At 56.6% G+C, this 21,666-nt stretch carries 19 protein-coding genes; 6 read left to right on the plus strand and 13 right to left on the minus strand.

Translation table 11 applies throughout. From position 1 onward, the window contains the following. Positions 1-38: 38 nt before the first annotated feature. Positions 39-1,472: a mandelate racemase/muconate lactonizing enzyme family protein gene (locus FBR45_RS23835; RefSeq protein WP_138507002.1), complete on the plus strand. Its 1,434-nt coding sequence runs from the start codon at positions 39-41 to the stop codon at positions 1,470-1,472. A gap of 69 nt (positions 1,473-1,541) precedes the next feature. Here FBR45_RS23835 and FBR45_RS23840 read toward each other — a convergent pair whose 3' ends face one another. The 8 genes from FBR45_RS23840 to FBR45_RS23875 all read right to left on the minus strand — a co-directional run bounded on the left by FBR45_RS23840 (position 1,542) and on the right by FBR45_RS23875 (position 10,442). After that, entirely contained in the window at positions 1,542-2,453 is a 912-nt protein-coding gene (locus FBR45_RS23840; RefSeq protein WP_138507003.1) for a TIGR01777 family oxidoreductase, read from the minus strand. A 150-nt stretch (positions 2,454-2,603) separates the two neighbouring features. Beyond that, complete coding sequence (locus FBR45_RS23845) at positions 2,604-5,222, minus strand: ABC transporter permease (RefSeq protein WP_138507004.1); 2,619 nt, start codon at positions 5,220-5,222, stop codon at positions 2,604-2,606. Further along, positions 5,219-5,545: a PadR family transcriptional regulator gene (locus tag FBR45_RS23850; protein WP_138507005.1), complete on the minus strand. Its 327-nt coding sequence runs from the start codon at positions 5,543-5,545 to the stop codon at positions 5,219-5,221. Before FBR45_RS23850 ends, FBR45_RS23845 begins: the two co-directional genes overlap by 4 nt. Positions 5,546-5,727: 182 nt before the next feature. Beyond that, positions 5,728-6,282: a hypothetical protein gene (locus tag FBR45_RS23855; protein ID WP_138507006.1), complete on the minus strand. Its 555-nt coding sequence runs from the start codon at positions 6,280-6,282 to the stop codon at positions 5,728-5,730. Between the two features lie 336 nt (positions 6,283-6,618). After that, positions 6,619-7,527 carry a 30S ribosomal protein S6--L-glutamate ligase gene (rimK, locus tag FBR45_RS23860; RefSeq protein WP_138507007.1) on the minus strand — a complete coding sequence of 303 codons (909 nt, stop codon included), beginning with the start codon at positions 7,525-7,527 and terminating at the stop codon, positions 6,619-6,621. Positions 7,528-7,548: 21 nt separating this feature from the next. Next, positions 7,549-8,055, minus strand: coding sequence for an ATP-dependent zinc protease family protein (locus FBR45_RS23865; RefSeq protein WP_317128637.1), 507 nt, complete (start codon positions 8,053-8,055; stop codon positions 7,549-7,551). 38 nt (positions 8,056-8,093) lie between these two features. Continuing rightward, positions 8,094-9,221 carry a DNA polymerase III subunit delta' gene (holB, locus tag FBR45_RS23870; RefSeq protein WP_077924368.1) on the minus strand — a complete coding sequence of 376 codons (1,128 nt, stop codon included), beginning with the start codon at positions 9,219-9,221 and terminating at the stop codon, positions 8,094-8,096. Positions 9,222-9,224: 3 nt separating this feature from the next. Further along, entirely contained in the window at positions 9,225-10,442 is a 1,218-nt protein-coding gene (locus tag FBR45_RS23875; RefSeq protein ID WP_138507008.1) for a GlmU family protein, read from the minus strand. A 117-nt stretch (positions 10,443-10,559) separates the two neighbouring features. Here FBR45_RS23875 and FBR45_RS23880 point away from each other — a divergent pair, with 117 nt between their 5' ends. Then, positions 10,560-11,672, plus strand: coding sequence for a hypothetical protein (locus FBR45_RS23880; RefSeq protein ID WP_138507009.1), 1,113 nt, complete (start codon positions 10,560-10,562; stop codon positions 11,670-11,672). A gap of 34 nt (positions 11,673-11,706) precedes the next feature. Here the strand turns inward: FBR45_RS23880 and FBR45_RS23885 are convergent, their stop codons facing one another. Both FBR45_RS23885 and FBR45_RS23890 read right to left on the minus strand, forming a co-directional pair. Continuing rightward, positions 11,707-12,471 (minus strand): SDR family NAD(P)-dependent oxidoreductase, encoded by a 765-nt coding sequence (locus FBR45_RS23885; protein WP_138507010.1) that lies wholly within the window; start codon positions 12,469-12,471, stop codon positions 11,707-11,709. A gap of 163 nt (positions 12,472-12,634) precedes the next feature. Continuing rightward, on the minus strand, positions 12,635-13,510 hold the full coding sequence (locus FBR45_RS23890; protein ID WP_138507019.1) for a ChaN family lipoprotein: 876 nt from the start codon (positions 13,508-13,510) through the stop codon (positions 12,635-12,637). A gap of 161 nt (positions 13,511-13,671) precedes the next feature. Here FBR45_RS23890 and FBR45_RS23895 point away from each other — a divergent pair, with 161 nt between their 5' ends. The 4 genes from FBR45_RS23895 to FBR45_RS23910 all read left to right on the plus strand — a co-directional run bounded on the left by FBR45_RS23895 (position 13,672) and on the right by FBR45_RS23910 (position 19,231). Then, positions 13,672-15,063 (plus strand): sensor histidine kinase, encoded by a 1,392-nt coding sequence (locus FBR45_RS23895; protein ID WP_138507011.1) that lies wholly within the window; start codon positions 13,672-13,674, stop codon positions 15,061-15,063. A gap of 79 nt (positions 15,064-15,142) precedes the next feature. After that, positions 15,143-16,804, plus strand: a complete 1,662-nt coding sequence (locus FBR45_RS23900) for an FAD-dependent oxidoreductase (protein WP_138507012.1) — start codon at positions 15,143-15,145, stop codon at positions 16,802-16,804. Between the two features lie 112 nt (positions 16,805-16,916). Next, complete coding sequence (locus FBR45_RS23905) at positions 16,917-18,080, plus strand: AIR synthase related protein (protein WP_171044954.1); 1,164 nt, start codon at positions 16,917-16,919, stop codon at positions 18,078-18,080. 32 nt (positions 18,081-18,112) lie between these two features. Continuing rightward, on the plus strand, positions 18,113-19,231 hold the full coding sequence (locus FBR45_RS23910; protein WP_246082359.1) for a T9SS type A sorting domain-containing protein: 1,119 nt from the start codon (positions 18,113-18,115) through the stop codon (positions 19,229-19,231). 363 nt (positions 19,232-19,594) lie between these two features. On the opposite strand, the gene FBR45_RS23915 is transcribed toward FBR45_RS23910, so the two are convergent. From FBR45_RS23915 to FBR45_RS23925, 3 genes are all read right to left on the minus strand, one after another. Continuing rightward, on the minus strand, positions 19,595-19,789 hold the full coding sequence (locus FBR45_RS23915) for a DUF2283 domain-containing protein (protein WP_077924379.1): 195 nt from the start codon (positions 19,787-19,789) through the stop codon (positions 19,595-19,597). 156 nt (positions 19,790-19,945) lie between these two features. After that, entirely contained in the window at positions 19,946-20,005 is a 60-nt protein-coding gene (locus FBR45_RS26685) for a hypothetical protein (RefSeq protein WP_246082363.1), read from the minus strand. Positions 20,006-20,161: 156 nt separating this feature from the next. Further along, the gene (locus tag FBR45_RS23925; protein ID WP_138507014.1) at positions 20,162-21,208 is read right to left on the minus strand and encodes a ribonucleotide-diphosphate reductase subunit beta; all 1,047 of its coding nucleotides are present in this window, start codon (positions 21,206-21,208) and stop codon (positions 20,162-20,164) included. Positions 21,209-21,666: the final 458 nt, after the last annotated feature.

The following is a 21,666-nucleotide window of genomic DNA, read 5'->3' on the forward strand; positions in this document are numbered from 1 at the left end:
TAGGTATTAATAGCCATATATCAAGACAACCCTTTACCATGAAGAAGTTTTTATCACGTCTCGCCCCGGCGCCTTCCTCGGGCGATACTGCCAACCGCCGTGAGTTCATTCGCAATGCGGGTCTGGGCGGTCTGTCACTCGGTATGCTCTTCGACGGCAAACCCGATCAGGAGCTGGAGTTTATCACACAGAAAGTGCCGCGCGACTCGAAACCGTCTGAGCTGAAGATTACTGACCTGCGGGTAGCTATCCTGGCGGGGGTTCCGTTTACGAGCCCCATCATCCGGATCGATACCAACCAGGGCCTGGTTGGCTGGGGCGAAGTACGGGATGGAGCCAGTGCCAATTACGCCCTGGCGCTCAAGAGCCGACTTCTGGGTAAAAATCCCTGTAACGTGGAGCAGCTCTTCAAACTCATCAAACCATTCGGTAACCACGGCCGGGCAGCCGGGGGCGTTTGCGGGGTTGAGATGGCTCTCTGGGATCTGGCGGGTAAAGCCTATGGCGTACCGGCCTACCAGCTTCTGGGCGGCAAATACCGCGATTTCGTCCGGCTCTATGCCGACACTCCCGAAGGAAAAAACTACGATGAGTTTGCCGTCAACATGGCCAAGCGCCGGGATGCGGGCTACTCATTCCTGAAAATGGATTTTGGTATCGGGATGCTGGCCGATCAGCCGGGTATGCTGGTGGGCGCCAGCCAGTGGAGCGTGAAACGAGCCTACGACCCAACAACCGGCGGCAAAATGGGGAACTACGCCATGACCAAACACCCCTTCACCCGCATTCAGGTTACCAAAAAAGGGATTGACAAACTGGCCGAGCACGTAGGCCGCGTCCGCGAAATCGTTGGCTACGACACCCCGCTGGCGGCCGACCACTTCGGTCACTTCGACGTCAATACGGCTATCCTGATCGGCAAAGCGATGGAACCCTTCCGGCTGGCGTGGCTCGAAGACATGGTGCCCTGGTTCTATACCGACCAGTGGAAACAAATCTCCGACGCCATCGAGACACCAACGCTAACGGGCGAAGATATCTACCTGAAAGAAGAGTTCATCAAGCTCATCGACGCCCGGGCCGTCGACATGATCCACCCCGACCTGGCGTCGTCGGGTGGTCTGCTCGAAACCAAGAAAATTGGCGACTACGCCGAAGATGCAGGGATTCCGATGGCCATGCACTTTGCCGGATCACCGATCAGTATGATGGCCAATGTTCACTGCGCTGCGGCTACGGAGAACTTTGTAGCGCTCGAGCACCACGGCGTTGATGTGGCAGGCTGGGAAGATCTCGTGACCGGCATCCGCCCCATCGTAGAAAAAGGCTATGTGAAAGTACCCGACCGCCCGGGCCTGGGTGTCGACCTGAACGAGGAGGTAGCCAAGAAGTATCTCCGCAAAGGAGCCACCTGGTTCGCTCCTACCGACGTCTGGAACGAACGCGATTCCTGGGATCGCGAGTGGAGTTAAGCCTTCGGCGATTGCTGACCCAAAATGGTCATTCTGCCAAAGCCCGGACCGCAATGCCGGGCTTTGTTTTTACCTGAGCAGGTCGCTCAGCGCATTGGTCAGATCGGCGTACTGGTAGCGGAAGTTGGTCTCGTCGGCAATGCGTTTGTTCAGCACGTAGTTACCGCCGATGACCGTGATAGCCATTTCGCCGAACATCAGCTTCATGACAAAATTAGGAATATTGGGCAGCAGCATGGGTCGCTTCAGTACCTCGGCAATGGCACGCGTGAGGGTTTCGTTGGTGACGGGCGTCGGCGCTACGGCGTTGTAAACACCCTGCCACGACTCGTCCGCAAGTGCCTGGATGTAGAGCCGGCACAGATCGTCGATATGAATCCAGGAAATGTACTGCTGACCTGATCCGATGGGCGCCCCCGCCCCCAGCCGAATTGGCTGGGCCAGCTTCGGCAGCGCGCCCCCGTCCATGGTCAGCACCACCCCGGTCCGGAGTTTCACCGTCCGGATGCCGAGGGCAGCCACCTGGTCTTCGGCGCGTTCCCAGGCCCGCGTCACCTGCGCCAGAAAGTCGGCCCCAGCCGGACTGGTTTCGTTCAGCGGCCGATCGCCGGTGTCGCCCCCGTAGAAACCGATGGCCGACGAGGCCACAAACGATTTGACCTGGTTCGGGTTCTCCGACAGGGCTTTAGCAATCAGTTCGGTAGACTGCGTACGGCTGGTCAGGATTTCGTTCTTCCGGGCGTCGGTCCAGCGCTCATCGGCCACCCCGGCCCCGGCCAGATGAATAATATGATCGGCCGTCTGGATGGCCCTGGGGTCGATCTGCCCGCGCTGAACATCCCACTGGTATATGGTTACGTTCGGAACCGGTTTGTTAGTTCGGCTCAGGTAGGCTACCTGATAGCCCTGTTGTTGAAGCAATTGCGTGAGCCGACGGCCAATGGTGCCCGTACCGCCGGTAATGAGAACTGTAGAAGCCATATTCGTAGACCAGTGGGTTAGTACTGTATAACCTCACAGGACCAGTTGAGGTTTGGCAACGACGGTACCTACCCTCCATTCTTTTCAGCAGGTCGGGCAGACAGAGTCAGTGCAGCAGGCGCCTGGCTCAGCGACGGAAGTGGGTTGTCGCTATTCGCTGCGCAGGCTCTTTACCGGGTCCATTAGAGCCGCTTTGATGGCCTGGAAGCTGACCGTCAGCAGGGTAATGCCGATCGCGCCGGAACCCGTCATCACAAAGACCCACCACGAAATATCGGTGCGGTATTCATAGGTCTGAAGCCAGTTGGTAAGCAGATAATACGCCAGTGGGGTAGCCAGGCCAAACGCAATGATGACCAGCACCACAAAATCTCTGGAGAGCAGACTCCATAAATTCACCACCGAAGCGCCCAACACTTTCCGAACGCCAATCTCTTTGGTTCGCTGCTCGGCCGTGAACGACGCTAACCCGAACAGACCCAGACAGGAGATGAAAATAGCCAGTCCGGCAAAGATGGAAGCGAGCGTGCTGATGCGTTCTTCAGCCGCAAATTTCAGCGCGTACTGTTGATCCAGAAATTTGTAATCGAACGGACTGCCGGGGTTAAACCTCCGGAATACGGCTTCCACGCTGGCGAGCGATTCGCTGGCACTAAGCCGCGGATTCAGCTTGATGTTGATGACACCGGCCCAGTTGTAATCCAGCAGAAAAGCCGTCTGGTAGACCGGCTCAAACGGCGAGTCCATGACCATATCCCTGATCACACCCACAACCTGAAAGGGCTTGCCATTCCATTTCACGATCTTGCCAACGGGGTCGTTCAGCCCCATGTACTTGACAGCCGTTTCGTTCAATATCAGGCCGGACGAATCGGTCGAAAAGGTCCGGGAAAAATCGCGTCCTGCCACAAATTGCCACCCCACCGTTTTGCCAAAGTCATGGGTTACAGCCATTACGCCTAACTGCTCTTTCATGGCCGGGTCTTTACCCACCCAGTCGAAGCCGATTTGTCGCGAACCCAGCTGGGTGGTGGGTGACGATGAGGTAGCCATTTCTACAACGGCCCCCGTTCGGATCAGCTCGCTCCGCAGCGCGTTGTAATGACCAAACAGTTCCGGCGTATTCATGGCAACGGTAATCAGGCCACTTCGGTCATACCCAACCGGCCGGTTTTTAGCGTGCTGAATTTGCTGAAAAACAATGACCGTACCGGTGATGAGCGTCACTGACACCGTAAACTGAATAACGACCAAAACCTGACGGGGTAGCGTAGCGAAACGCCCCACCCGAAAGCCTGACGACTTGCCCTTCAGCACCATTACGGGCCGAAACGAGGACAGGTAAAGTGCCGGATAACTACCCGCTATCAGCCCCGTAACCAGACTAAACCCAATGCCCGAAAGCCAGAAGACCGGCTCCTGCCAGGGCATGACTAACTTCTTGTCGGCTATATCGTTGAAGAGAGGCAGCGCTAGCCACACCAGCAGCAGGGATAGGATAAAGGCCATCCCAACAACCAGCAGTGATTCGCTGAAAAACTGACTGATCAATTGCGCCCGATCAGAACCAACAGCTTTGCGAATGCCTACTTCTTTCGCTCGCTTTTCGGAGCGGGCGGTCGACAGGTTCATGAAGTTGATACAGGCCAGTAAGAGCACAAATACGCCAATGAGCCCGAATAGCCAGACATACTGAATCCGACCGCCCGCCACCCCCGACTTATCCCACTGGTCATACAAATGCCAGCGGCTCATGGGGTGTAGAAAAACGGCCGGTTTTACGTGCGCTGTTTCCGGTACATTCTTCAGCCTGAGGTCTTTTATTTTGGCTGAAATGCTCGTAAAATCGGCCTTTGGGGCAATTTGAGCCAGTATTTGCCAGGAGTTATTATCCCAGCCGGCATTTTCCCGAATCCAGGGTTCCGACGAAACGTATAAATCCCAGGGCGCCATAAACCTCATCTCCCGGAACTCGGTATTGTGCGGAAGGTCCTCGTAGACACCCGTTACCTTCACGTTTAGTTTGTTGTCAATCTTCACCACTTTGCCCAGCGGATCAGCATCGCCAAACAGGGCCGTTGCTACGGATTCTGCCAGTAGAATGGAGGCCGGATCGGTCAGGCCTGCCCGAGTTCCCTTTGTCATAGTCAGGCTGAGCAGGTTGGGCGCTTCGGGGCTTACGTAATTTCCTGTTTTGGTGAACTTCTTATCGCCATACGCCAGAATATGTTCGCGGGTCCAGGACGACAGCACGACCCGTTCGAAATCATCCGCGAAATCGGTCTGCAACGTTTTCGCCAGCGGAAGGGGCATATACTCCCCGGCTCCAAAATCTCCATTAACGGTTGCGCTTTGCATCACCTTGGCGATACGGCCGTAGTGCTGGTAGTAGGTGTTAAACGTCAATTCGTCGTACATCCACAGCCCAATGAGCATAGCCACGGTCATACCAACCGATAGGCCGCCGATGTTAATGACAGAGAAGGCTTTGTTTTTGGCCAGGTTTCGCCAGGCGATTTTGAGATAGTTTCGGATCATCGTCGTTGTGGCTGTTTTGGGATACTTGTCTCGTTTCAACAGGGAAGGCCTTAGCAGGCTCAGCACATCGCGTACATATCGTCGGCGGGCCCGGCTCAGCCCCACCGCCTGCACCCGCTGCTGGAACAGTTCGTTCAGGTCGCCCTCCAGCTCTTCGGCCCGGTGGGGCGGGCAGAGCCAGTGCAGCAGGCGCGTAGCCCAGCGGGGTCCGGCTGTTGGGGGCGCTTTCATGACCAGGCGGTTCGGGGAATGGCGTCCCACATCTGATTGCGCAGCTGCCTAATCTCTTCCAGCGCCCGCCGACCATAGGCCGTCACGGTATAGAGCCGCTTCCGGCGACCACCCCGCTCGGCAGTCATACCGCCCATTTGTGAGTCGACCAGCCCTTTTTCCTGCAGCCGGTTCAGGGCCGAATGCACCGCCCCGAGGCTCACCGCCCGGTCCATCTGCTGCTCGATCTCATTGACGATGGCGGCTCCGTAGGCATCGCCCGACCGAATGGCCACGGCCAGCAATACCACTTCCTCAAACTCGCCCAGGTACGTTCCTTTCATGCCTGTTTATTAGTTGTGTATATGTATAACAAATGCTTTGCCACAAACTAAAATGGCCCATTCTGCGCAGAATGGGCCATTTTAGTGGTGTTGGGCTAGACTTGATTGTCCAGAATCGGACAGGTGTTCGTACGCTTCTGGACAGGCTTACCCGATAAACAGACTTCCCTGGCGTACTACCCTCATACCAGCCATTCTTTTGGCAGGCCGAGCTGGCGGGCGTAGTGGGCGGGGGCCGCATAATGAACCCAGCTCAGGAGCTTATGAATGTCGTCGGCAAATTCAATATGGTAGTCGGGGTCCAGCTTAGCTACTTTCTTCAGCACCTGGTCCGTTCGTTTGGCAATGTAGTCGGCGGCTTTGTCGGTTCGCGAATTGTATTTGGCCAGCAGGTGGGCGTTATGGTCGTAGAAGGTATTGAGCATGTACAGCATCAGCTCTACTTCGCCGTACTTGTCTTTCGTCACTTTCAGATGCCGGGAAATGTAGCCGCTTACGGTACGCATGTCCATCATCAGCCAGCCCGCCGAGTCGGCGTTGAGGTTAGCCGTACGGTCGATGAATTGCCGGATCAGCTCGCGCCGTTCGTCCAGCGTGGCGCTGTGTTCAACCAGTTCGAACTGAAGCTTTTCGGTCAGCACCGCATCTTTGGCAACCAGCCGTAGTAGCAGCTTGTCTTTCTCCACACCGGGCATGTGAACAATAGCTTTCTTTAAGTCAGGATCAAGCGCAGGCATTATGTAGTGATGAGTTAGGAGTGATGAGCGATGAGCTAAATTAATGTGAATTACAGATTGTATGGCATAGGTTGCGGTTCGTCAGGGGGTTTATCGTTGTTTTTGGACGGCGATTTTCGCCGAACGAGCCGTAAAATACAGCGGCTGGCCATGCGGGTTATGTACCTGACGGCACATCGTTTTTGCCGAAATCCAACGGGGCTACCGACCCTACCGACGCTACGCTGTGAAGGCCCTGACGGGCCATGGCTCATTCCGAATGCGTATTTTATCAACCTGAATGATGCCATTATCATTCATCGCTCATCGTTCATCATTCATCGCTCATCACTACTCTCACACGCCCACAATATCGCCTTCGTCGGCGCGGATTTTGTCTTCGATGTAGGCGATGATTTCGGTGGCTATATCGGCGCCGGTAGCGGTTTCAATCCCTTCCAGACCGGGCGATGAGTTCACTTCCAGCACCAGGGGACCCCGCTCGGAAGGCAGCATATCGACCCCCGCCACTTTCAGCCCCAGCGCCCGGGCGGCATTGATGGCTGTCTCCTCTTCGTCGGGCGTGAGCGTTACCGCGCTGGCGTTACCGCCCCGGTGGATGTTGGACCTGAATTCACCTTCTACCCCCTGCCGTTTCATGGCGCCCACCACGCGTCCGCCCACCACAAACGCCCGGATGTCGGATCCTTTGGCTTCGGCTACGAACTCCTGCACCAGCACGTGTTTTTTCAGGCCATAAAAGGCTTCGATGGTCGATTTGGCCGCTTTCGCCGTTTCGGCCAGTACCACGCCGATTCCCTGCGTGCCTTCGAGGAGTTTGATCACGACCGGCGGGCCACCGACCAGCTTGATGAGCTGCGTTACGTCGCCGTTGCGGGGATGGTTGGCAAAAACCGTCTTGGGCAGACCAACCCCGGCCTTGGAGAGTACCTGCAGGCTGCGGAGCTTATTGCGCGAGCGGGTGATGGCCTGCGACTTGGCCGTCGTGAAGACCTTCATCATCTCAAACTGCCGCACAATAGCACAGCCGTAGTCGGTAACGGACGCCCCGATACGTGGCACGATTGCATCGAGCTGTTCGAGTTCCTGCCCCTCGTACAGAACTGACGGGCGGCCGCCTTCAATAACGACCTGGCAGTTCAGATGATTGACCAGCAAGGCCTCATGACCGCGCTCGGTAGCGGCCGCCAGCAGGCGTTGCGTCGAATATAGATTCGGATTGGCCGATAAAATGGCAATACGCATTAGTACGTGTGAAGTGAGTACCTAGTTCGGGTCAGTCGTCCCGGTAGAGACGGCATTGTGTGAATAGGTGGTGGAGTGAGACGTGTGTTGATCCAAAGGCGCTTTGGCCTGATACGATAGATTTTTCTGGGAAACGTCTACCAGAAAGCGGTTACGGAGTAGTTTCCGGCCGAGCAGAACGGGATTTTTGAGCCGTTCGCGGTCGGCCAGGGTAAACTCGGCCCGAATCCGGCGGCCAAAGAGAACCACGCAGGTTTTAATGACGTACCGCTTTTCGGCCACGCCAAACGAGTTCCGGATCATACGCTGGCTGTACTGATCACTGTAGAACCGCCGGGCGGGCTCGCCGGTTTTGCCGATCAGCCAGAAACTCAGCCGGGTGCGCTCCCCGGCCCGTACCAGCCGCACATTCTTGCAATGCAGCGACGACGTAAACGCGCCGGTATCGACTTTCGCCTGCACATCGAACAGGCCCAGATCGGGAAAGTCGATCAGGTCGGTCATACCGATAACTTGTTTCGGTTTCATGCGCGGAGGGACAGGTGCGGAGACAGAAAGGTACGGCCTCAGGCCCGTATGACCCGACTGAAGGTAAGAGAAAGATCGAGCATAATCATTTTGGCGCGGGCATTCCGCTCCAGGTGATAGGCCGCTTCATTGAGGTCAGCTACAATCCGTTCGATATGATCGATAGTTAGTACTTTGGCAAAGTTCTTCACAAAGGCCATTTCATCGTCGGGCAAACGCAGCAATGCCCCGGCCCCCTGCTGCCACAGAAACAAATCCCGGTAGAGCCGGATGCTGTAGTCGAACAGCCCTTTCTGCTTTTCCCTGCTGAAACCGTCGAACTGGTCGGCCTGTTTCACCAGTTTCATTAAATCCTGTTTGTAACAGTCGCGCATCCACTCGGCAAACCAGGCATGCTGCTCTGAAACAGCAACCCCGCCGGCTTCCTGCTGGCTCAGCCGCAGTCCTTCGGCCAGGTTGCCATCGGCCAGGTAGGCCACGCGCCGGGCAGTGGTTTCGTCGAGGTTGAGCTGCTGGCGCAGGTAGGTGGCCACCTCCTCATCCGTAAACGCCCGCACGGCTACCCGCTGCGTACGCGATAGAATCGTGATGAGCAGCTTGTCGGGCTGGTTGGTAACGAGCAGAAACAGGGTCTGGGCGGGTGGTTCTTCCAGCACCTTCAGCAGGGCGTTGGCCGAAGCGACGTTCATCAGCTCGGGCAGCCAGATCAGCATGATCTTGTACGCCCCTTCGTAGGATTTGAGCGACAGTTTCTGGAGAATAGTACGCGCTTCTTCGGCCGAAATATTGCCCTGTTTGTTATCGCCCCCCATGGTAGCGAGCCAGTCGGGCAGGGTTCGGTAGGGCCGGTCGAGCAGGAACTTACGCCAGTCGGCGAGGTACGTTTCGGAGGTTTTCCCTTTTCCCAGGTTGGCCACCGGAAACACCATGTGCAGATCGGGATGCACCAGCTTCTGGATCTTGACGCAGGATGCGCACCGGCCGCAGGCATCCTGGGGCTGTTTGTCTTCGCAGTTGACGTACTGAGCCAGCGCCAGGGCCAGCGCCAGGTTGGCGCCCCCCACGGGCCCATCGAACAGCAGTGCGTGGGCCAGGTGGTTGGTTTGCACCGCCCGCAGCAGCAGCTGTTTGGTGTCGTCGTGACCGATGATGTCGGAGAATTGCATGGCTCAGTACGAACGGTCCAAACCGTCTGACAAGGCATAGATGGTTCGCAGCATAGTTTCGTCTACGTCGTCGAAGGCCCGATTCCGGCGCGAGAAGGCTTCGCGCGCGACCTGCAGGGCTTTCTCGATCCGGTAGGTTGCGAAACCGGTGTCGGCCCCGCCCCACGAAAACGACGGGATGTGTTTCGGCTGAAAGCCTCCGCCATACACGTTGGCGCTGACGCCCACCACCGTACCGGTGTTGAACATGGTGCTGATACCGGCTTTGGTAAAATCGCCCATCATCAGACCACAGAAAATCCGGCCCGTATCTTCGAGCTGGCCCGTGGCGTAGGAATGAAGCTTAACGTTGCTGTAGTCGTTTTTGAGGTTCGAGTTATTGACGTTGGCACCGAGGTTGCACCACTCGCCCACCACCGAATTACCCAGAAACCCATCGTGTGCTTTGTTGCTGTAACCGAAAAAAATGGAGTTACCAACCTCCCCGCCTACTTTGCAGCCCGGCCCGATGGTGGTGTTGGAACGCATCTTGGCGCCCCAGTTAACGGTCGAGTCCTCCCCGAGCGCAAACGGCCCGATAACGACCGACCCTTCGCTGATGGTGGCGTCACGACCAATGTAGATCGGCCCGCCTTCGGCGTTCAGGATGGAAGCCCGTACCGTAGCACCGGGCTCGATGAATATATTCTCGGGAGCGTAGCAGCGGGTAAACGGATCGGTCAGGGGGGTCGACGCCCGACCGGCGGTGATGCGGGCATAGTCGGCCCGAATCTGATCGCCGTTGTTGACGAAGATGTCCCACAGGTGCCGCACAATGGTGAGCGGATCAGCGCCTGGATTCGCCACGAAGGTATGCGTATGCTGGGGCAGTGCCGTCAGCTGCGACGCATCAGTGGCGGTATGTTCGGTACGCAGTGCCAGCAGTAACCCGCTGGGAGCGATCAGACTGTCGCCGATCTGCATCGAATCCAGCCGTTCTACCAGGGCCGTTGTGGGGCAGACCGCCCCGTTTACGTACAGATTGTCGGAACCGGCCTGTTGCGGAAACCGGGCCTGCAGATACGGCTCCGTCAGGTACGATGGCGTCTGGCCCAGTATATCGCCCCATTTTTCGGCCAGCGTCCGGATGCCGATCCGGATACCCGCTACCGGCCGGGTAAACGTAAACGGCAGCAGCGAGGTGCGGATAGCTGCGTCGTCGAATAAGATTAGATTGGACATTACTTTGCGTAATCTGGCGGCAAATATGGCGGCTTAATTCAATTTTGTCGTTCCGTAGAAAAAGTAATCTTCGCTAAGGGCAAGACATTCCTGCCTGTGTAACATGTTCTGACCCGAGTGAACAACGAACAACCGAACCTGGACCGTATCATTCTGCATATTGCCCAGCGGCAGGAGGCAACCGGTTTGTTTCCGGCCATCCGGCATAATTCGACCCTGGGGTACAGGCGGGCCGATACCAACGTTTTTTTTACGGCCGTTACCCTGTTCACCCTTCAGCAAATATACCCCGCCTGTTCGCCCGAATCGCAGCAACAGATTGACCGGATGCTGACGCGGGCCCGGGCGGCTTACTCCCGGTTCCGCAACAAAGATGGGCTCGACACCTTTAATTTCTGGCCTACGCGCCCCTCGCAGCACTTCCCCAACGGCTACCTGTTCCGCCACTTCGACCATTTCCGCATTCCCGACGATATTGACGATACGGCCATGGTTTACCTCACCGAGCCGCGAACAGGTCCTGAGGCCCACTGGCTAAAGAACAAGCTCAGCCAGCACGCCAACCTGGCCGACCCGGGCGGACGGGGGCCTGGCCTGCCCCGACAACAGATTCGTACGACCTACCCCGACTACCGCGATTTGCGGGTGTATTCGACCTGGTTCGGCAAGACCATGCCCATCGACTTCGATGCCTGTGCGTTGAGTAACCTGCTTTACTGTATTTACCAGTACGACTTGCCCCGCAACCAGAACGACGCCGACTCACTGACCTACCTGCGGCATATCGTAGAGTCGGGCCGGTACGTAGCCGATCCGTTTCGCTGCGCTCCGCATTACGCCCGCACCTCACTCATCATTTACCACCTGGCCCGCTTCATGGCCGCTTTCTCTCCGCCCGAGCTGGCGCCCATCCGCCCCCGGCTCGTTGCCGACGCCTGCCAACTCCTGGTACAAACCCGCAATCGGCTCGACCGGCTGGTGCTCTGTACCTCCCTGCTCCGGCTCGGCAGTCCGGCGCCCCCCGTCGATCTAACCAGCCTTGACAACGATATCAGCGGCTTCCATTTTTTCATTGCCGGCATGCTGACGGCTTACGAACAACCCTGGTTACGCCGGTGGGCCAACCGGCCCATTACCCAGATGCGCTGGCAGTGCGACGCCCACAGCTGGGCACTGGTCGCGGAGTATATCTGCCTAACAGCCAGGCAGTCTACGCGGCAAAAACAGTAGTTAGCCAGTCAGCTCGTGCACTAGTCCGGTCTCCTTAAAGGCTCATACCGCCGTCAACAAAGATCGTTTGCCCGGTTATGTACCGCCCCGCTTCGGAGCAGAGCAGGAGTGCCATACCCGCAATGTCGTTGGGTTGGCCCATCTCGCCCAGCGGAATCTGCATACGCTGGGCAATGTGTTCGGGTACCTCCGGCGTCGGTTCGTCGGTACGGGGCGTTTCGATCACCCCCGGCGACAGATTATTGACCGTAATAGATTGACTGGCCAGCTGAAGCGCCAGATTCCGAACCATGTTGGCCACCGCGGCTTTGGTACCCGCGTATACGATCATGGACGGGTGCGGCTTCTCTTCCTGTACGCTACCGATGGTCAGGATACGACCCCAGCCGCGATCAGCCATATCGGCCACGAACCGCTGGGTGATCAGCAGCGTCGATTTCCAGTTGGCGTTCACCTGCCGGTCAAATTCGTCGGCGTCGGTATCTTCCCACTCGTCGGGCAGCTGGATCGAGGCATTCAGCACCAGAATATCGATCGGGCCAAGCGCCTGACGGGCCTGGTCGTACAGCTGATCGGCCGCATCGGGCCGGAGCAGATCGACCCCAATGGCTTCGCTCCTAACCCCCAGCTGCCGTATTTGCCCCACAACCTGCTGCGCTTCGTCGTCGCCTTTGCGGTTATGAACGAGTACGTTGGCCCCAAACTCGGCCAGCGCGAGCGCAATGGCCTGACCAATTCCCTGACTGGAGCCCGTGACAAGGGCGTTTTTCCCGGATAGATGTAAGAGGTCCCTGATCATATCGTTAAAAAGGGCCGAAGCCGAAGCCCGGGCCGGTAGGAATGATGTTGATTGATTCACCAAAACCGGGCTTGTAACGCGCCGGTACCGCATAAACTACAAACCACAGCGCGCAGCTCTGTTAAAATTAGCTAACGTTCTGCTGTGGCTAGTAGGTCTTGGGCTAGTAGGTCTTGGTCATATCGGCCGGAATGGCAATGACAAAATCGGCCAGGTTCCGGTTGTCCGACGCCGGCTTGTCGGGGTCCAGCATCTCAACCGACGAGATCGTCAGGATGCGCAGGCTAGGCTGCTGCTGCCGAAGGTACCAGACAATACCTTCAAAGTTTTTGGAGTGGTAATCGCCGTTGATATGTAGCAGGGTCTGGCCCGGCTGGCGGTTCTGCCGGATAAAATGGGCCATTGTCGCATCTTTGATGGCCTGTGCCCGCGCAAAATTGGCGGCCCGGTCGCCGGTAGCGCCGTGGGCCGCGTTGGTCCCCATCATGTCGAGCATGGCACGGTAGCCGGGCAGGGTCAGATCGACGGTCAGCGGCAGCGGGGCCATCTGTCGTTTAGCGTCGGCGGGCAGGGTGTCGAGGGCAGCCAGGCCCTGCCGCGATACCAGACTGGCGTACCGGCGGGGTACGTTCGTGGCCACGAACGGAATCTTCTGCTCACGGGCTATATCGACAATGGGTTTGTAATCCGTGTCGAAGTTGGGCCAGAGCCGCGCCTGTCCGGCCAGTTCCTTAGCGGTGGTTTTGCCCTGTACGTAATCGCTGAGGGCGGCCTGGTTGTCAGTTTCGAACATCTCGGCGCCCAGCACCAGCGCGCCTTTTTTCTGCGCCACCAGGTCTTTGGCCAGCTGTAGTTCCAGCCAGTGACAGATCGGGTTGTTATGCAGTTCGCCAAACAGGATCACATCGGCGTCGGCCGCCTGCCGCAGCAGTTTGGCGTACGTTGTCGATTTCAGCCGGGCGTCGTAGAGCTGATAAGCTGGTTTGTCGGGCCGGAAAGCAACACCCAGCAGGCAAAGTAGAAAGAGCGAAAAGCGCAGGCGAAGTAGCATGGCAGCGTGTTGTGATGGGGCCAGGTGGCCTGTCCCTCTAACTAATCTGCCCGATAATAAGTTGACAACCCCTTGCGAACAAAGCCGGCCCGTAACTAATTTAGGAGACGAGTGGTTACGTCTCTGCCCGTCAACACCTTCGTTTTCCCATGCCTGTATTCGATACACTTCGCGCGTTTCCGGTTTTTGAACACGTGCCTTCCGACCAGTTGCAATGGGTCATTGACCGGGCCGAAGAAGCCACCTTTACGGCCAATGAGCCCATCAACAAAACCGGCGATCCAATCGACCATCTGATGCTGGTCATGACCGGCCGGGTCCGGATCGAATGGCCCAACGGCGATGACATCGCGCTGTACGAACCCCAGTCGGTGTTGGGGGTACTGCCGTTCTCCAGACTCGTCAAAGCCATGGGTCAGGTCGTGGCCGACGAACCAACGCACACTCTCTTACTCCACCGCAGCCATTTCCGCGAGCTAGCCCACGCCTGTTACGAACTGACCGAAGCGCTGGTTCATCAGATGACCACCCGCGTTCGGGACTTTACGCGGCAGGCGCAGCAGAACGAAAAAATGGCTTCCCTCGGCCGGCTGTCGGCGGGTCTGGCCCATGAGCTGAACAACCCCGTAGCCGCCGTTGTCCGATCGGCCGATACGCTGAAAGAACACATGCGGGCTACCCCCGAGGCTTTTAAAGCCATCATGCACCTGAGCCTGACCAACGACCAGGTCGACTCGGTCAACGAACTCATCTTCAGAAAAATTGACCAGAAACCACCCGTGCTGACCATGATGCAGCGCAGCAGTCTGGAAGATGAACTGACCGACTGGCTCGATGATCAGGGGATTGACGGCATTACTGACAGCTCGACGCTCGACCTGGCGGGGCCGCTGGTTGACTTTGGCTTCACCGCCGACGACCTGGACTGGATACTGGAACGCATCGGGGCTAAAAACCTGGCGGGTGTTGTGAGCTGGCTGGTCGATAACCTTGTGACCGAAAAGCTGGTCCGGGACATCAGCGAAGCCTCCAAGCGCATTTCTACGCTGGTCGGCTCGATCAAGAATTACACCCACATGGACCGGGGCTCGGGTAAAACCGAGGTCGACCTGCCCGAAGGCGTTCGCTCGACCCTCGTTCTGCTCGACCATAAACTCAAAAGCAAACAGATCAGCGTAACGCTCGACTTCCCGCCCGACCTCCCGCCCGTCTGCGGCTGGCCGGGTGAGCTGAACCAGATCTGGACCAACCTCATCGATAATGCCGTCGATGCCCTGCCGGCAGGCGGTCAGCTGACCATCCGCAGCGCCGTAGATCGCAACGAGTTTGTTCTCACCAAAGTCATCGACAACGGTTCGGGGATTCCGGCCGATATTCAGGATAAAATATTCGACCCGTTTTTTACGACCAAAGATATCGGCAAAGGTACTGGCCTCGGTCTCGACATTGTGCAGGGCATTATCCGACACCATAATGGATCGATCCACGTCCACTCCCAACCCGGCGAAACCGTTTTTTCGATCTGTCTTCCTATTCAATAAGCACATGATTACTTGAGCAAACAGGTATGAAACATGCTCAATCACGCATTGGCTCATTCACTCAATCACTATCATTCGTATGCGTCTGCCCATTATTCTCTCGATTGACGACGACCCACAGGTTCTTCAGGCCATCCAGCGTGATCTGCGGCAAAAATACCGGCGACAATACCGCATTCTCTGCACCGAATCGGCGCAGGAAGCCCTCGACTCGCTGACTGAACTCAGGAAAAAAGGGGAAGAAGTTGCCCTGTTCCTATCTGACCAACGCATGCCCGACATGACCGGCGTAGCGTTTCTGACGCAGGCCCGGCAGGTGTTCCCGAATGCCAAGCGCGCGCTGCTGACGGCCTACTCCGACATCGACGCGGCTGTGCGAGCCATCAACGAGGTACAGCTGGACTATTACATTGCCAAACCCTGGGACCCACCCGAAGAGCGGCTCTACCCCGTACTGGACGACCTCCTGAGCGACTGGCAGTCGAACCACCGGTCCGGCTTCGAGGGGTTAGCGCTAATTGGCTACCAGTTCTCTCCGCACTCACACGACCTTAAAGATTTTTTGGCGGGCAACCTGTTCCCCTACCAGTGGCTCGACATCGAGAATAATCCCAAAGCGCAGGAACTGCTTACGCTGCACGGCCTGACGCCCTCTGACCTGCCCGCCGTTGTGTTTGAAGATGGAACGGTACTGACCCAGCCCAGCCTCAGCGATGTCGGCGAAAAGCTCGGCCTGGTTCCCAAAGCATCGCAGGAACTGTACGACCTGGCCATTATTGGCGCCGGACCGGCCGGGCTGGCAGCAGCTGTCTACGGCGGTTCTGAAGGGCTACGGACCATCCTGATCGACAAGCGCGGCCCGGGTGGACAGGCGGGTACCAGCTCGCGCATCGAAAATTACCTCGGCTTCCCCAACGGCCTGAGCGGCAGCGACCTGACCCGCCGGGCCATTACCCAGGCGCAGCGCTTCGGCGTGGAGTTTCTGGCCCCCCAGGAGGTCGTCTCCATTAACTCGCGGGGGCAGTACAAAGACATCAACATGGCCGACGGCAGCAAGGTCGTAGCGCGGGCGATCCTGCTCAGCACGGGAGTGTCGTACCATAAACTGGAGAACCCCAGCCTCGACCGGTTTACGGGGGCCGGTGTCTACTACGGAGCCGCCACTACCGAAGCGTATGCCTTTAAAGGTAAGTCGGTTTATGTGGTAGGGGGCGGCAACTCGGCCGGGCAGGGCGCTATGTACCTGTCCCGAACGGCCTCGGAGGTATTTATCTGCATCCGTCGCCCCGACCTGACCGAAACCATGTCGCAGTACCTGATTGAGCAGATCGACCGAACGCCAAACATTACCGTGCTGGGCTGTACGGAAGTGATCGAAGCTCTGGGCAAAGACCAGATGGAGTGCGTTGTGCTCGAGAACATGGATACCCACGAGCGCCAGACCGTTCCGGCCGCGGGGCTGTTCATCTTTATCGGCACCAAGCCCTATACTGACTGGATCGAGATGGACATCATCAAAGACCCCAAAGGCTTCATTGCCACCGGCCGGGATCTGGCCAAATACGCCGACTTCAAAAAAGTATGGCGACAGGCCCGCGAACCGTTCTCGCTCGAAACCTGCAGCCCCGGCATCTTTGCCGCAGGCGACGTGCGGGCGGGAGCTATGAACCGCGTAGCCTCGGCCGTAGGGGAAGGCGCCATGGCGGTCAGCTTCGTCCATAAATACCTCGCCGAGAACTAAACAGGCCAGGTCAGACACCTTTTGATTGGTAATACCTACGGGCCCGTTGTACCTTTGGGTCGTTTTGTATCGACAGCCACCTCCCGAGGTGGCTGTTCACTGATGACTGATTATGACTGATCGTTACGCCCAGCGGGGAGTTTCCGCCAGCAAAGAAGACGTACACGCGGCTATTGCCCAACTCGACAAAGGTTTGTTTCCGAAAGCGTTCTGCAAGATTGTGCCCGACACCCTGGCAGGCGACCCGGATTTCTGCACCATCATGCATGCCGACGGCGCCGGTACCAAATCGTCGCTGGCGTATCTCTACTGGCGCGAAACCGGCGATCGGAGCGTATGGCGCGGCATTGCTCAGGATGCCGTGGTCATGAATACCGACGATCTGATCTGCGTGGGTGCCACGGGTCCGATGCTGTTGTCGAGTACCATCGGCCGCAACAAAAACCTGATTCCGGGCGAGGTCATTGCCGACATTATCAACGGCACCGAAGACGTGCTGGCCATGCTGCGCGAACACGGCATCGATATTTACAGCACCGGGGGCGAAACGGCCGACGTTGGCGACCTGGTCCGGACCATTATTGTCGACAGCACCGTCATTGCCCGGATGCGACGCGATCAGGTTATCAGCAATGACCGCATTCAACCCGGCGACGTGGTGGTTGGGCTGGCCTCGTTTGGGCAGGCCACCTACGAAAACCAGTATAACGGCGGCATGGGCAGCAACGGCCTTACCTCAGCTCGTCACGATGTGCTAACCCACGCGCTGGCCGACGCTTATCCGGAGAGCTTCGACCCGGCCGTCGACCGAAGTCTGGTCTACAGCGGCTCCAAACGACTCACTGATGTTGTTGAAGGGACCGGACTAACCGTTGGGCAGTTGATTCTGTCGCCTACGCGCACTTATGCGCCCGTTGCCCGCGTGCTGCTGGACGAACTCCGCCCGCAGATTCACGGCATGGTGCATTGCTCGGGCGGGGCGCAGACCAAAGTGCTTCATTTTGTTGATAACCTGCATATCATCAAGGATAACCTCTTCCCTATTCCGCCCCTGTTCCGGCTTATTCAGCAGGAGAGCGGAACGGCCTGGCAGGAAATGTACAAAGTGTTCAACATGGGCCACCGGCTCGAAGTTTATCTGGCCGAAGAACACGCGCAGCGGGTGATCGACGTATCGGCGTCGTTCGGCATTCCGGCGCAGGTCATCGGCCGGGTCGAGTCGTTTGCGGGAAAGCAGGTAACGATCCGCAGCGAAGTCGGCACATTTACCTACTAACTCACGGGTTAGTTATTTTTTTATCTACATTCGTGGCGATCACGTTACTCGCCATGCGTTACTTCTACACCATTTGCCTGCTGGCTGTGTCAGCCGTTGTACAGGCGCAGGTCAGCTTTTCGGCCACCTGGCCCTTCAACGGCGCTACGACGGGCAGCGCCAGCCATGCCAACGTCAGTACCGGCGGAGCCAGTTTTGTCGGCGTAGCTCCTAACAACGTAGCCGGTTATGTTCCCGGCCAGAATGGGCAGGCCGTCAACGTAGCCAACTGGTCGCAGTCGGCAGCCTGTAACTTTTCTGAGTATGTTCAGATCAGCGTCAGCGCGCAGAACGGCCAGAGTATGACCCTCACTCAGCTGACTGTATTTGCCAACCGATCGAACAGCGGCCCGCAGGAGTTGCGACTTCGCTCCAGCGTCGACAATTACGCGTCGGATCTGATGACGTTTACTGTAGGGACCTCCTTCCAGCAGGCGTCGGCCAGCCTCTCGGGATCGGGTTTCACCAGCCAGACTGGTGCAGTCACGTTCCGGCTCTACGGTTGCAATGGCACCGGCGGTACCCTCCGGCTCGACGACCTGACCGTCAACGGCACCGTTACGGCAGCGCCCCTGCCCGTTTCGCTGCTCTCGTTCACCGCCAAACCCGAAGGTGATCGGGTACAGATTGCCTGGTCAACCACCTGGGAACGCGATGCCAGTCGCTTCGACATTGAACGCAGTACCGATCTGAAGGAGTTTGAAACCGTAGGCAGCGTACCGGCCAAAGGCACCACCGACCAGCGGCAGCAGTACGGCCTTACCGACCTCAACCCCCGCCCCGGCACAAGCTATTACCGCCTGCGCCAGGTCGATTATAACGGCACAACCAGTATCTACCGTCCCGTAGCGGTTCAGATTAAAACCGGCGAGTCGGCCGTAGCTGTTTATCCAAACCCGGCCGAGTCGACCCGGATTCATTTGCGGCTCTGGAACGCCGATGGGGCTACCGTTCGGCTACTGACCCTGTCTGGCCAGCCCGTAGCCAGCAGTTTGCACCGCAGCGCTGGCGAGGCTGACCTGATTCCGGCTCAGCCGCTGACCGCCGGTCTCTATTGGCTCGAAACCACCCTGGGCGAACAACGACGAATCCAGCGGGTGCTGATTCGGTAATTTCGTCAGCAGCTGCTGGTTAGCAGGAAACATTGCTGGCAGGAAGAACCTCAGCGAGTAAAGTATGGATCAACGCCAGGTCTACATCCTGCTGCAGAAGAGAATTGGCTATACTCAGGTAGCCATTTAGCTATTTCTGATGAATCGGGTCTGCGTTCGCGCCAAATGATTTATCATCGGGGCGTCACCTACTCGTCCAGACCGGCAAAAAAAATCTCCGGAGATTCATAGTTCCGGAGATCTGTTTACCCACGCCAATGCTGGGATAATGTATGGAATCCATGGTTACGATTGTGTCTTTCTGCAGGATCAAGGCTAATGCCATAGCCAGAGAGAACGCTGTAACTGAGCATAAAGACCGGTCTAAGCCACTTCAAGTTCAACCATTGTCGGGCGGTCCATCCGTTTAGACGCGTTCAGAATCTCAATGCCCACCATCATACCACTAGCATCATAATCAATAATCATACCCGGCCGGTCTGCATCGCTCTCCTCTATCTGGGCATCCGTCAGCTGAATGTAAAGTATATCCACCTCCCGGTCATATTTCACCTTCATAGTACTTCGGTAGTTTCGACGTCTTATAAACAGTTTTTACAACGCAAGGTTGCTTTTCCGTATTGACGAATACTCCTACTAAGTACGTACCTTTTTCCTTTCAATTTTTGGCTGATAAACCTTCTGTCCATACCCACCCGATTCGTCATCGATAATCTAGTCTGGACGAATCAGTATAGATAGAACAGTTTGATCATCGATACCACGTTTTTCCATTTGTTCTCTGGCGTGGTTCGATACTTCGTAGATTATGTCAGCTATCGATGGTCTATCTATTATCAGCGTCTGGTAAACAGACAATTAGCAGACAAGAGGCTCAACGTATCCGTGTGAAACGGCATAGGTTGAGCCTCTTGTCTGAAAAATTACTGATTAGAAATCAGCGTCGAGCACGAATCCTTTGGGTTCTTCGGTTACCTTGGCGGTTTCGGCCTCGCTGCCTTCCGGGTTCTGGGAAGCCGCCTTCATGGCTTTGAACTTGGCCATTACTTCGCCCCGCTGGTATTCGCCCACGCGCTTTTCGAAGAAGTTTGTTTTGCCCTGCAGCGAGATCATATCCATGAAATCGAAGGGGTTCGTTACGTTATAGATCTTACGCAGGCCGAGCGTCACCAGCAGGTGATCCGCTACGAAAGCGATGTACTGCTTCATCAGATCGGCGTTCATCCCAATCAGCGACACGGGCAGCGCATCCGTCACAAACTCCTGCTCGATCTCAACCGCATTCCGGATAATATCGTACAGCTGCGACTCGGGTAGTTTGTTTTTGATATGGTCCGTGTAGAGCATGCAGGCAAAATCGCGGTGCAGGCCTTCGTCGCGCGAGATTAGCTCGTTCGAGAAGGTAAGGCCCGGCATCAGACCGCGTTTTTTCAGCCAGTAAATGGAGCAGAACGAACCCGAGAAGAAAATACCTTCTACGGCCGCAAACGCAATGAGCCGCTCGGCAAAGCTTCCGTTCTCGATCCAGCGCAGCGCCCACTCGGCTTTTTTCTGCACGCACGGAATAGTTTCGATGGCGTTGAGCAGCCGGTCTTTCTCGGCCGAATCTTTGATGTAGGTGTCAATCAGCAGCGAATAGGTCTCGGAGTGAATGTTCTCCATCATGACCTGGAACCCATAAAAGCATTTGGCTTCGGCATACTGCACTTCAGAGAGGAAGTTGACGGCCAGGTTTTCGTTCACGATACCGTCCGAAGCGGCAAAGAACGCCAGCACGTGCGAGATAAAGTGCCGCTCACCATCGTTCAGGCTATTCCAATCTTTCATATCCTGACCGAGGTCAATCTCTTCGGCAGTCCAGAACGACGCTTCGTGGGTTTTGTAATACTCCCAAATGTCCCAGTGCTTGATGGGGAACAGCACAAAGCGGTTTTTGTCTTCTTCTAAGATCGGCTCGATCACATCGTGTTGTACCATGTTGGGGTTGTTAATTTATGTGGTGAAAACCAGGTTACAAGGCTGGCTGTATCGACTAAAAAAGGGCAAGCTTCTTCTGACAAAATTAAGCGGTACGGCCACTTCTGCAAGCCATTTCCGGTTGGCTTGTCGATCCAATCAAATAAGACAAATCGGTAACACAAACACTATCAGCCTGTTGAGACAAAGGCAGTTAGATAGATTCTTGGAATATTTCATACTAAATAATAATCTGCCAGATACTGTTCATCAAAAGCGTCTTCCGAACCTGGTTCAGCTGATAGAAACGAACTTCATGCACCCCCGTTTATAAGACGTATCGGCTGTGAAGTGGACTTGCAACAAAACACTGGACAAACTTTTAAGCAACTTGTTGGCACTGCCCACTGTAATAGTCAAAAGGGGAAAGATAGCCTAGCGCCGAATGCCTGCGTTGCCGGTTATACCAAATCTCTATA

It is taken from the genome of Spirosoma lacussanchae, assembly GCF_005870035.1.
In the GTDB taxonomy this organism is placed as follows: Bacteria; Bacteroidota; Bacteroidia; order Cytophagales; family Spirosomataceae; genus Spirosoma; species Spirosoma lacussanchae.